This window comes from Pseudomonas sp. BC42, assembly GCF_021560055.1.
GTDB lineage: Bacteria > Pseudomonadota > Gammaproteobacteria > Pseudomonadales > Pseudomonadaceae > Aquipseudomonas.
Map to the genome: position 1 here is coordinate 3,463,870 of NZ_CP091067.1, position 12,563 is coordinate 3,476,432.

A 12,563-nucleotide genomic window follows, 5' to 3' on the forward strand; every position below is an offset into this window, starting at 1 on the left:
TCCCGCCGGGTCAATGTTTCAGATCAATGCAATGGCGCCTGGACGGCTTGCAGCTTGGCCGCCAGTTCGCCCAGGGGTTGCTGTTCATAAAACAGGTCGGGCATCAGCTTGGTGCCGAAGCGCTTGTTAATGCTGTCCGTCAGTTGCATCACCATGATCGAGTCCAGGCCCAGGTCGTGGACCTGGACCGAGTGGCCGATCTCCTGGGGTGCAAACCCCAGCTTGTGCTGCAACTCCTGCTGGATGAACGCCAGGATCCGTTGGCCGAGGGCGGCCTCGGTTGGGGCGTTCGGCTCCTGGGGTGTGGCGTCCAGCGGCTGGCCCATGGGCAAGGCCGTCCGGGGTACAGCGGGGGCGTCAGCCCCGGCCAGCCACGGGTGATGCCGATGGACAGCGGCCCGTTCCTGTTGGTCCAGGTACAGGCTGACCCGATCGGCCTTGAGGCACACCCGCGCTTGCGGGTCCAGCACCAGCAGGCAGAACGACAACCCGTCGTCGTCGAGGCCGATCCGGGTCAGGACCACCGAGAACACCCCCGCAGGCTGCTCGTAGCAACACAGCTGCTCGATATTGCGCACGATGACCTGTGCCTGGGGCAGCCCCAGCTCGGCGAGCAACAGGTAGATCGCCTTGTCCAGGGTGGTCGCCAGGTAAGGCGTCAGCAGCAGGTTGTCGGCGTGGTGATTGTGCCGGTTGATCGGTGGCCGGCCTTCGAGCAGCAAGCCATGGGCACTGATGACCCGCTGGCCCTGGTTGTCCAGGTAGGGCAGGAAATCGTAGCCGGCCTCGGCCAGTCGCTGGCTCACGGCGGCGGCGCCCAGGTGGCTGTCTCCCGGGCTGGATGCACGGTTCAGCAGCTCGCTGGCAGCGTCCAGCACCGACTGGGCCAGTACCGGCTCGTTGCCGGTCAGTGGGTTGACCAGGGCAAACCCCAGGTTCAGCGACGGCTGGCCCTGGCGCTGGACATCGAAGTCAAGCTCCAGTTGCCCCTCATCCACCTCCAGCAGGCGATACGCCAGGGCGCTGACCGTCGCCCAGTCGGCGATGAAGTGCTCGAACGCACAGGACACCGACAGCGTGCAGCCGGCGAACCGCGAGACCAACCCCGGCATCGCCAGTGCGACATCGGCCAGATTGAAGGCACTGATGCGTTGCCCGCCCGGCGCCCGGTACAGGTAATCGAGCAATTGCGCCGCCACGAAATCGGTGCGAAACAGCGCCCCCGCTTGCGTTGTCGAGCAGTTCTCGGCCACCAGCGGGTGCAGTTTGCCGGTGAACATCAGCGGGTTGATGATCGCCGACTCATAGCCCGGCGCGGTGTACCAGCAACGATTCTTTTCGAACCCGTAGGCCGGCAGGCTGATGCGCTGCGGCTGGCGCTCATACAGGCCGGCCCAGTCCGGCAGGTTCTCGCCCTGCAGCCACTGGTTCAGCAGGGACGCCACAGGATCATGCGCCGTGGGCAACTGCGCGGCATCGGTTTCCTGAAAGCGATAGAACGCCGCGTCGTGGTCTTGCCCGTTGATGCAAGCGGTCAGCGCCTCCAGCAGCGTCTGGCGGTTGGCACAGCGGATCGCCAGCCGATTGCGCAGGTTGTTCTTGCCCACCTGCAGGGTGTAGGCGATCTGTGCCAGCGACGCCTGGCTGGTGGCCAGCCAGTCGCGGAAACGGCTGAGGTTGTCCGCCAGCACCGACAGTTTGTGCACCGAGAACACAAACACCAGGCGTTCATCGGCAATCTGTCCGGCAGGGTCTTCGAGCTGCGGGTACTCCTCGACGATCAGGTGAGCGTTCATGCCACCGGCGGCGATCGAAGTCAGTCCGGCCCGCCGTGGAAAGTGCTGCATCCGGCCGTCGACCAGCCGCTGCGGGCGATGCCAGGGGGTCAACTGCTGCGGCACCTTGAAGGGGCTGTCGGCAAAGTCGATGTCCTGGTTGAGCTGGCCCGAGTGGATCGACGGCGCGATCTGCCCATGCTTGAGCTGCAACAGGGTCTTGGTCAGCCCGGCCACCCCCGAGGCGGCCAGCAGGTGGCCGATATTGGACTTGATCGAGCCCAGGTAGCAGAACTGCTTGTCGTCGGTGGCGCCGGCAAAGGCGTTCTTGAGCCCCAGCACCTCGATCGGGTCGCCCAGGCGGGTGCCGGACCCATGGCCTTCGACATAGGAAATCGACGCCGGGTGCACCTGGGCCTGCTCCATGGCCTGACGGATCGCCAGGGTCTGCAGGTCCGGGTTGGGCACGTTGAAGCCGTTGCGTTCGCCGGCATTGGTGATGGCCGAGCCCTTGATCACCCCGTAGATCTGATCGCGATCGGCAACCGCCCGGTCCAGGCGCTTGAGCAGCACCGCCCCGACGCCCTCGCCGATCACCGTACCGTCGGCGCCGATGCCATAGCTGTTGACCGATTCGGAGGTGATCGAGGTGAAGTTGCCCTGTGAGGTGTTGACCACCGTGTACGGGTGGTACATCAGGTTCAGGCCGCCGGCCAGCACCATCATGGTTTCGTCGTGGCGCAGCATGTGGAAGGCCGTGTGGATACAGGTCGAGGACGACGAGCACATGGTGTCGATAAACAGGCTCGGGCCGGTCAATCCGTAGAAATAGGACACCGTCATCGGGATGGTGGCCATGCCCGAACCCGAGGCGATGGCGCCTTCGGCCAGATTGTGTTCGAAACCGTAGTAGTGATAGTCGTTGCTCATGGCCCCCATCAAAACCCCGACATTGCCGCCATAGCGGCTCTGCAGGGTTTCCCGGGAATAGCCGGCGTCTTCGAAGGTGTGCACCGCCGCCTGCAGGAACAGCCGGACTTCCGGCGACATGTGGTCGGCGTAGACCTTGGGCATCTTGAAATAGCTGTAGTCGAACTTGTCCACGTCCTGGATGAAGGAGCCGTTGAGGCAGGTGGTCTTGCCCAGCACCTCACGATTCTTGTAGTACAGCTTGCTGTGGTCCCAGCGCTCGGCGGGGAAATCGCTCATGCAGTCGACGCCGTTGGCCAGGTTCTGCCACAGCTGGTCGATGCTTTGCGCACCGGGGTAATAGCCCCCCAGGCCGATCACCGCCACGTACTGCGCCAGGTCACTGTCCGGCTCCGGCTTCGGGGCAGCCTCCAGGACTGGCGGCGTGGGCGCAGCAACGGCCGCCTGAGCTGCGTCCGGCGCCGCGCTCCAGGGCGCCGCGGCCACGGCGGGCGCCGGCGGTTGCCCGTCCCCCGCCAGGATCGCCATGAAGCGTTGGCGATACTTCACCGCGAAGTGCTGCACCATGCCGGCAATGTTGACGTGTTCGAACAGCAGGGTCTTGGGCAGCGAGCCAAGGTGTTTTTCCAGCTCCTGGGTCACCCCCACCGCCATGATCGAATCAAAGCCGTAGGCTTCGAACTTTTCCGCCGGATGGATTTTCGCCGCATCGATCTGGGTCACCTTGGCAATGATCCGGGTGACGAACGCCTCGATGTGCTGCTTCAGGTCGCTGTCGCTGAGGCTGGCTGCCCCGGCGGTCTGCGGCGCTGGCGCGGTGTCCGGCCCGGGAACGGCGACGGGGGCCTGACCGATGCTCGCCAGCCGCGACCGCTCGCCATACACCACCCAGGCCTGCGCGCTGAGCGAATGACTCAACAGCTGGCACAAACTGGCCAGGCCCTCTTCCCGGGGCAGTGGCACGATGCCGAACTGTTCACGCATCTGCTGCTCGATCACCGGCGCCAGGCCCATGCCGCCGTCGCGCCACAACGGCCAGTTGATGCTCAGCGAACGGCCTTTGCGCTTGCCTTCGGCAGCCAGGTGCTGGCGGTAATGCATGTAGGCGTCCATCCAGGCATTGGCGCAGGCGTAGTCCGCCTGCCCCAGGTTGCCCAGCGCTGCCTGGGACGAGCAGCACACCAGGAAGTCCAGCGGCCGCTCGCCGATGGCCTGGTCCAGCGCCTCGATGCCGGCGACCTTCGCCGCCAGCACCTGGGCGAAGTCGTTGGCGGACTTGTGCATGATCAGGCTGTCGCGGATCACTCCAGCGCCGTGGATCACCCCGTGCAGTTCGCCCTGCTCGGCATAAATCCCATCGATCCACTGGCGGACGGCCCCCGCGTCGCTGACGTCCAGGGGCTGATAGAGCACCCGCGCGCCCAGGGCCTCCAGCGGCGCGAACAGCGCTGGCCCGGCGGCCCCCAGGACCGAGCGGCCGGCCAGATACAGCACCGGGTGACGGCAACGGCTGGCGATCTGTTGCGCGAACACCAGACCCAGGCCGCCGGCCCCTCCGGTGATGGCATAGACCCCGGCATCGCGAAATGGCTCGGGGCCGGGGCCGGGCGCCGGCGCCGCGGGCAGCTCGCGCCAGTGGCAGGCGTAAAGGCTGCCGCTGGCAAAGACCCGCACCCGCTGCCGATAGTGCAGGCGACTCTGCCGGGCAATCACCTGGCTCATCGCCGCGTCGCCCATCTCGGGGTCCAGCGCCACCAGCCGCGCCTGCAACTCGCAGTTCTCCAGCATGGCGCTGCTCAGCAAGGCATCCAGGGCACTCAGGCGCAGGTCATCCTGGCCCTGGCCGACATACAGCTGCAGATAGTCGCCGGCTTCGGGGTCCCGCTCCTGCAGGCACTGCAGCAGCGCCAGGGCCGCGCTCTGGTACAGCGCGGCGTCGGTCTGCCCGGGAGCTCCGGGCAACACCCGGACCTGGGCGCCGAACTCGCGGCGCACCTGGGCCACCACCGCCTCCGGCAGCCCCAACAACAGCAGTTGCGGCCGGGCATCGGCAGGCAACGCCTCACCGGGGCTGTCCAGGGGCTGCCAGAACGGGGTACGGATCAGGCGGCCGAGCGCTACACCCTCCGCCCGCGAGGGCGCTTCCGTTGCCGTAGCCGCTGCTGCGGTCCCTTGCGCGGCCGGAGCCGCTGCGGGGGCTTCGCCGACGGTACGCCGCGAGCTGAAGCCCTGCAGTTGCAACAGGCATTCACCGGCGCGGTTGTACACCTGCAGATCGACTTTCTCCAGGGCCGCGCCGCTCGCCCTTCCACGGCTGGCCACCACCGTCAGCGGGCCCTGGCGCAGGGCCTGTTGCAGCGAACCGTACAGACGCAGGCTGTCCAGGGCGAAGGGCAGTGCCGGGGCGGCGGTCTGTTGCCCGCCCCCCAGGGAGGCGGCGATGTGCAGCGCGCTGTCGAGAAGCCCCGGAGGCAGCGCCACGCCATCCATCTGCGGATCCGGTGCGGTGTCGGACAACTGCCCCAGCACCCGGTCGCGACCGATGAGGATCTGCCCGGCGGCGCGGAAGCTGCTGCCGTAATGCACCCCCATGGCCTCGAAATCTCGATACAGCGCGTCCTGGCTGCGCTCGCCCAGGTTGCACTCAGCCTCCAGCGGCGCCCGGTCAAGCACCGGCGGTGCGGGCTCGGCAGCATTTGCCAGGAGCGCGTCGCCCTGGGCGTGCAGGTGCTGCTTGGTGCCCTCGAGGCTGTAGATCTTGAATGACAGGCTGTCGCCCGCGTTGCCCGTCAGCTCACAGAACAGCTCGACCTCGCCGGCGTCTGCGGCCCGGGCAAAGGTCAGGGGCCGCAACCACACCATGTTGCGCAGCGTGACCTGCTGCATGGGCCGCTCGCTGGCCCGGACAATCGCTTCACGGGCCATTTCCAGGTAAGCGGTGGCGGGGAACACCCGTTGCTCGCCTATGCGGTGGTCGGCCAGGAACCGCTCCCGTCCGCTGAAGCGGCTGACAAAACACTGGCGTGCCAGGGTCGAGATATTGTCCTGCAGCAGCGGGTGGCGGTGCTGTGTGTGCGGCCCGGCAGCGGCCGCTGCAGACCGGCGGGCCTGGGGCCAATAGCGCTCGCGGGCGAACGGATAGCCCGGCAGCGAGACCCGGGCCGGGGGCTGGGCAAACAGCCGCCGGCCGTCGATGTCGTAGCCTTGGCGGTAGCAGTCCGCCAGCCCCGACAACAGTTCGCGAAGTTCGTCCTCATGCTCGCCCAGGCTGTCGTCCAGCAACTGCTCGATGTAGCGCAGCACGGTTTTGCGCGGGGCAAACTCGCGATCCACTTCACCGCCAAACAGGTTCGGCCGCTTCTCGCCGGCCAGGTACCGCTGCAAGCCGTAGCGCGCCTCCTCCAGGTCCGCCGCCACCAGTGCCAGACGATGGCGGAAGTGATGCCGGCCTTCGAGCAGCGTATGGCTGATCGCCGGCATCTGCTCGTCGCAGTACCCGCCCTGCTCCAGTGCCCGGTTCAGTTGTGCGGCTTTCTCCTGCAGGGCCTCGGCGGTCTTGGCCGATAGCACCAGCAGGTAGCAAGGGCGCCGCCGTCCAGTGCCTTCAGGCCGTTGGCTGTAGCTTTGCAGCACCACGTGGGCGTTGGTGCCGCTCATGCCAAAGGCGCTGACCGCGCCGATGCGTTGCTGTTCGCGCCCGGCCTGGGGCCAGGCCTTGTTGGCCTTGTTGACGTAGAACGGGCTCTGTTGCCACTGGATATAGTCGTTTTCCTGCTCGCAATGCAGGCTCGCCGGAATGGTTTCGTGGCGCATGGCCTGCAACAGGCTGATGACGCTGACCAGCCCCGAGGCGGCAAAGGTATGGCCCAGGTTGGTCTTGGTCGACGTCAGGGCGCAATGGCCGGCGCGGTTGCCGCGAAAGGCATCGTTGAGGGCATTGATCTCCACCGGGTCGCCCAGCTGGGTGCCGGTGCCGTGGGTGACGATGTAGTCCACCGCCTGGGTATCGATCCCGGCGCGGCGATAGACGTCTTCCAGCAAGCGTTGCTGGGCCAGCCCGCTGGGGGCGGTGATGCCGTTGGTCCGGCCGTCATAGTTCAGGCCGCTGGCGCGCAGGGTGCCGTAGATCCGGTCACCATCGGCCTCGGCCCGGGCCAGCGGCTTGAGCAGCACGCAGCACACCGCTTCCCCCGGCACCATGCCATTGGCCCGGTGATCGAAGGTGAAGCACTTGCCATCCGGCGAGAGCATCCCGGCCTGGGTCATGCCGATGAAGGCATCCGCCGAAAAGATCAGATTGACGCCGGCGGCGATGGCCATTTCGCATTCGTTGTTACGCAGGCTGGAGGCCGCCTGGTGCAGCGCCACCAGGGCCGACGAGCAGGCGGTGTTGATCGCCATGGTCGGCCCGGTGAGGTTGAGAAAGTACGCCAACCGTGAGGCCAGGATGCCGTTGTGGCTGGAGGTCAGGCTCTCGTCCCCGGCCAACCGCTGGAAGTCGCCCTCCTCGACCCCGACGAACATGCCGACCCGCTGGGTGGCCAGCTGACGGGGGCCAATCCCGGCGTCTTCCAGGACATTCCACGACTCCTGCAACAGCAGCCGCTGCCGGGGATCGAGGTGGGTCGCTTCACGGGGCGAAATCTCGAAGAACAGCGGGTCGAACTCGTCGATCCCCGGCAAGCTGGCCATCCAGATGCAGCGGGTCTTGGCCGGGTTCTCCCGGGGGTCGCCATAGTGCTCGCGCCAGTCATAGCGCTGGGCGGGAATCTCGTCCACCAGATCACGGCCCTCGGCTAGCACTTGCCACAGCTCATCCGGCGTGCGAGCGCCGGGAAAGCGCCCGCTGATGCCGATTATGGCGATGGTGTCCGTGGCCGGGCCCGCAGAGACGGCGTCGGTCGCTGCCGCTGGCTGCTCCTGCTCCTGCTCCTGCTCCTGCTCCGGCGCCGAGGTCACAGGCTGCAGGTAACAGGCTTCGACGGCCTGCCGGTGTTGGTCCAGCAGGTGCGTGGCGAGTTTTGCCAGGGTCGAATGGCTGAAAAACACCTCCGGGGTCAACTTCAGGCCAAAGTGCCGGCTCAGCAGCTCGGCATATTCCGCCAGGCTGATGGAGTCGAAACCGAAGTCGGCCAGGTTGCGCTGTTCGTCCAGGCTCTGCCGTTCGGCCTGCAGCGGCCGGCTCGCAAGCTCCCGCAGGTCCCATGCCAGCGCCTGTTCGAGGCTCAGGCCCTTGAGCTCGGGACGGCGATGGGCCGGCGCATGCGGGGCAACCGCCAAGGGCTGTACGGCCCTGGGGCGTGCGGTCGGTTGGTTGATCCCCGCGATGCACTGCTGCAGGCGCACCGGTTGCCCTGCCAGCACCAGCACCTGGGGGATATCACTGCTGACAATCCGGTCCAGCAAGGCCAGGCCCTCGGCACTTTCCAGCATCCGCTGGCCGCTGGACTTGAGGTAGAACTCGGTGGACTCGCGCTCGCCCAGCGCCATGCCGCCCTCGCGCCACAGTGGCCAGTTGATCGCCACCACGCGCCGGGCACGCCCGCCCTGGACATGGCGGGCATAGGCCTGCTGGAAGCGGTTGGCCATCGCATAGCTGCACGCGCCCATGTCCCCCAGCAGTGCCGAGCTGGAGGAAAAATGGCAGATCAGCGCCAGCGGTTGCTCCGCCAAGACCTCGTCCAACACCTGGGTCGCGGTGATCTTGGGCGCCAGCACCGCGGCAAATGCCTCGGGCGAGCTGGCCAGGACACTGCCGGCGGCCTTGAGGCCCGCGGCATGGATCAGGCCGTCGATGGGCCCGCTCTGCCCCAGGACGCGGGCCAATGCCGCCGTCAGTGCCTGACGATCGGCACAGTCGGCCTGCACGTGGAACACCCGGCAGCGCTCATGGTTCAGCGCAGCGACACGCGCCTGGGTGGCCGGTGACAAGGGGGACCGACCGTTGAGCAGCAGGTGCAACCGACCGCCGCGGCGCTGGCGTGCCCGCTCCGAGAGTTCGCCGGCCAGCAGCAGGCCCAGCTCGCCGAGCCCGCCAGTGATCAGCAAGGTGTCGAGCCGCTCCAGGGCCAGTGGCGCGACAGTGGCCTCGACCGGCACGGGCGCAAGGACGGGCCGCCGCACCTCGCGGTCCTGGTACAAGCGGCTGCCTGCCGGCTCACCGCTGAGCTGCAGCCATAAGCGCTGCAACCAGCGGTGCTGGTCGGCGGTGCCTTGGGGCACGTCGATCGCCACCTCGACGGGGCAGTCCAGCAGCGGGCCAAGGGAACGTTCGAAGCCGATCCACGACTCCAGGTGACAACGGGCCAGCCCATCCCCGGCGCGGCCCGCCAGCAGCAGTCGTTGCAGCGGCGCTGCCGTCACCGCCATGGCCTTGAGCAAGGCGACGATCGGGCCGCTGTCGCCGAGCCAGCGAGCGTCGTCCATGCTCCACAGATACAGGACCCGGGTGGTGGACTCGCCGGCCAGGACCTGTTGCAGCCCGGCCTGCAACTGCTGCGGATCATCGGCCGCAACCTGGTAATGGCCTTCCCGGTCGCGTTGGTTGGCCGCGCCCGCGGCGACAAACACCAGCTCGGTGTGCGGGCTCTGGGCGTGCACGGCACGGGCCCATTGCCGGCGCAGCTCGGGGTCGGCCAACAGGCAGACCACCCGCTGGGGGCCGCTGCCGCCGCGCGGTTCCTCGGCCTCCAGCCATCGTTCGGTGTAGGTGCCCAGTGCGCTGGCGGGCACCGCCTCTTCCGCCCCGACGGTGCCGCCTGGCGTCGGCGCCTCCAGCCAGTAGCGGTCCCTGGCAAAGGGGTACCCCGGCAAGCTGATGCGTGCGGGATGAGGCCCGCTGCCATAGAGCCCTGCCCAGTCGCTATCGGTTTCATCGTCCGTGGCGGCCAGCCACAGCGCCGCCAGTTGCTCCAGGTCGGCAGCGGCCAGGGCCTGTTCCCAGGTCATGCTCGGTGCGGCCAAGGCATCCATCCGCTGGCCATCGAGCCAGGCTTGCAGTTGCTGTTGCAGTTGCAGCTGGCTGTCGACGCGGAAAATCGCCCGGGCCGCCATGGCTTGCCGACCGGTCTGCAGGGTGTAGGCCAGTGCGGCAAGGTCCGGGCTGTGTTGCTTGATAAATTCCAGCAGGCGCAGCACCTGCTGTTGCAGGCGCTGCTCGTCGCGCGCGGACAAGGGCACCAGCAGCGGCTGGCCCTGGTGTGTGACGAACAGGCGCTGCTCGCGATACTCCTCCAGCACGGCGTGGGCGTTGGTGCCGGAAAAACCGAACGAGCTGACCCCGGCTCGGCGCGGTGCGCCGTGCTCCGGCCAGTCGCCGCCCTGTGTGTCGATCACCAGCGGCGAGTCTTCGAGCTTGATATGGGGGTTCTGCTGCGTGAAGTGCCCCAGTGCCGGCAGCTTTTTGTGTTTCATCTGCTGCAGCACCTTGAGCACCCCGGCAATGCCGGCTGCGCCCTCGGTATGGCCGATGTTGGCCTTGACCGAGCCGATATGGCAGAAGCCACGGTCGTCGGTATAGCGGGCAAAGGCGCGCTTGAGTGCATTGATCTCGATCGGATCGCCGAGCCGGGTGCCGGTGCCGTGGGCCTCGATGTAACTCAGGGTACGTGGATCGATCGCGGCGTTCTGCCAGGCCTGGACGATCACGTTCTCTTCCCCGGCCACGCTGGGCGCCGTCAGCGACGGTGTGTAACCGCCATGCAGCGCCGCCGACCCCTTGATCACGCCGTGGATCGGATCCCCCTCGGCCAACGCCTGGGCCAGGGGCTTGAGCAACAGCGTGGCCACGCATTCGCCCGGCACATAGCCGTCTGCACGGGCGTCGAAGCTGTGGCAGCGGCCCGTGGGCGACAGCGCCCGGATGGCCGAGAAATAGCGGTAGTGCCAGGACGACAGCAGCAAGTTGCTGCCGCCGACGAACGCCATCGCGCACTCGCCGTTGCGCAACGCCACGCAGGCCGCGTGCAACGCCACCAGCGACGAGGAACAGGCGGTGTTGAACATCAGGCTCGGACCTTTGAAGTCGAACCAGAAGGAAATCCGGTTGGCGGCGATGGTGCCGCTGCCGGTGGCGATGTAGGGGTCCATCGGCAGACCGAGTTCGCCGATCTTGTCGACGTACTCGTTGAAGCAGGAGCCGATGAACACCCCGGTGTCGCTGCCACGCAGGCGCGAGATCACCCCGGCATTCTCGGCACTCAGGTACGCGCTCTGCAGCAGCAGCCGCACTTGCGGGTCCATCCACTGGGCTTCGCGGCGGGACAGGTTGAAAAAACCGGCGTCGAACTTGTCGACATCGCTGATAAAGCTGCCCCAGCGGGAATAGGTCCGGTCCTTGGCTTGCGGGTCGGCGTCGAACCAGGGCGTGATGTCCCAGTGATCCGCCGGCACGGGCTTGATCAGTTCCAGGTCGTGCCAGATGTTGCGCCAGAACTGATCCAGGTCCTCGGCTTCAGCGAACTGCCCGTGCATACCGATGATGGCGATATCGCCCGGGGACTGCGGGTTCATCTGCAGCGTGGCCGGTACTTCGCGGCTCAATCCGGGCTCGGCCCGCGGGGCGGCTTCGGCCGGGCCCTGCTCTCCCAGCAACCGGGTGCACGCTGCGGGGTGCTCCTGCCAGAGGAAGGTCGCCAATTCGGCAAGGCTCGGGTACTCGAAAAACACCGTGGCTTCGAGCTCGATCTGCGCCGCACTGGCAATTTGCTTGGCCAGAGCGACCAGTTGCACGGACTCCAGCCCCAGGTCCATCAGGTTGCGCAGGCGTTGCTGGCTCCCCACTTGGAGGGCGCCAAGGGCGTGCAACTGGGCCAGCAGGAAGTCTTCCATTGCCGCGCTGCCGGCGGCGCGGATCACCGGCGACGCCGCCGCGGCCGTGAAGCGGGCGCCGCGCAGGCGCTTGAGCGAACAGCCCTGGAGCTGGGCAATCATGGCGCCGTCATCGTCGTACACGTCCGCGTCGAACAGCACCAGTTCGCCGGAGTTCTTCAGCAGTCGGGCATGGATCCAGGCGCTGGACGGCGCCTGGCGCCGATGCAAGGTCAGGGACTTGATGCCCATGGGAATGTAAGGGCTGGCCAGTCGCTCGGCGGCCAACAGCGGAACCAGGGTCAGAAAGGCGCTGTTGATCAGCAGCGGATGCACAGCGTAGTGGCGCTCATCATCCAGCACCACCCGCGACAACGTCTCGGCGCCACCGGCCTGCTGGTAGAGCGCCTGCAGGGTGCGATAGCTCGGGCCAATCTGCAGTTGCTCGCTGATCCGGTAGATCGACGCTGGCTCCAGCGCCGTCATGCCGGCAACAAGCCCGGCCGGCAGCGCCGGCGGGGGCTGGACCCGGACCGCCGACAATTCGCCGCTGGCCGCCACCTGCCAGGGCTCCAGCGGCGTGCGGCGGCACACGGCCTCGAAGCCGGGCGCGGCGGCACGGATCGCCACCTCAAGCTGCTCGCCTTCGGCCACGGCCACCGGTGCGGCAAAGGTCAGCGCGTTCAGGCGCAGCGCTTCGCCGTCGGCGAGCTGGCCCAGCCCCTGTTCCAGCGCCAGGCTGGCGTAGGTCAGGCCGAGGAGGATCTGCTGGTGATCGAACTGATGATCGCGCAGGCACGGCTCGTCGTAGCGATACACCGCGGCCGCCTCCAGCCCGGCGCTGGCCGCGGGCACCTCGATCCGACGCGTCGCGCTCGCCTGCAGCAGGCTGGCCCTGAGGGCCTCGAATTCCAGCGCCGCTTGTTCGAGGCTGATTTCCTGCCGTTGGATCTTGCCATGCAGAACCCTGATTTTACTGTCCACTGCTCTCTCCAATCCCTGGTTCCGTGTGTGCCTGCAACAGCCCGTCAGGCTGTGTTCCCTGCCCGC

At 67.3% G+C, this 12,563-nt stretch carries 1 protein-coding gene; it reads right to left on the reverse strand.

Annotated elements, in window-relative coordinates; genetic code table 11:
• Positions 1 to 23: 23 nt before the first annotated feature.
• Entirely contained in the window at positions 24 to 12,497 is a 12,474-nt protein-coding gene (locus L1O02_RS15845) for an SDR family NAD(P)-dependent oxidoreductase (protein ID WP_235758245.1), read from the reverse strand.
• Between the last annotated feature and the right edge of the window lie 66 nt (positions 12,498 to 12,563).